At 44.8% G+C, this 420-nt stretch carries 1 protein-coding gene; it reads left to right on the top strand.

Translation table 11 applies throughout. The annotated features are described in order from the left end of the window. A partial coding sequence (locus NE664_14555) for a class II fructose-bisphosphate aldolase (protein MCQ4727856.1) occupies nucleotides 1–420 on the top strand: 420 nt, incomplete at both ends.

The following is a 420-nucleotide window of genomic DNA, read 5'->3' as shown; positions in this document are numbered from 1 at the left end:
GATTGGAGAACTCCTGCGCCTTGACAATATGGGAACCGTGATGGAAAATAAGAACATCGTAGATCCCTGTGAAGTAAAGGAATTCTTAGGATTGTGCCAGCCGGATTCCCTGGCAATCGGGATCGGCAATGCTCATGGTTATTATAAGGGTGAGCCGGATATCCATTTAGAGGTACTGGAGGCTGTGAGAAAATTCACGGATATTCCACTGGTGCTTCACGGTTGTACTGGAATGAAGGAGGAGATTGTAAAAGAAGCAATTAAGCTGGGAGTGGCAAAGATTAATTTTGGTACGGAAATCCGGTACAAATATGTGGAACATTACGAAGAGGGACTGAAAACGCTGGACCATCAGGGACACTCGTGGAAATTGTCACAGTTTGCCAACGACAGACTGACAGAAGACATTAAGGACATTAT

It is taken from the genome of Anaerotignum faecicola (genome assembly GCA_024460105.1).
In the GTDB taxonomy this organism is placed as follows: Bacteria; Bacillota; Clostridia; order Lachnospirales; family Anaerotignaceae; genus JANFXS01.
Note: the sequence above shows the minus strand (reverse complement) of the source record. Positions and strands in the feature narration are given on the sequence as shown.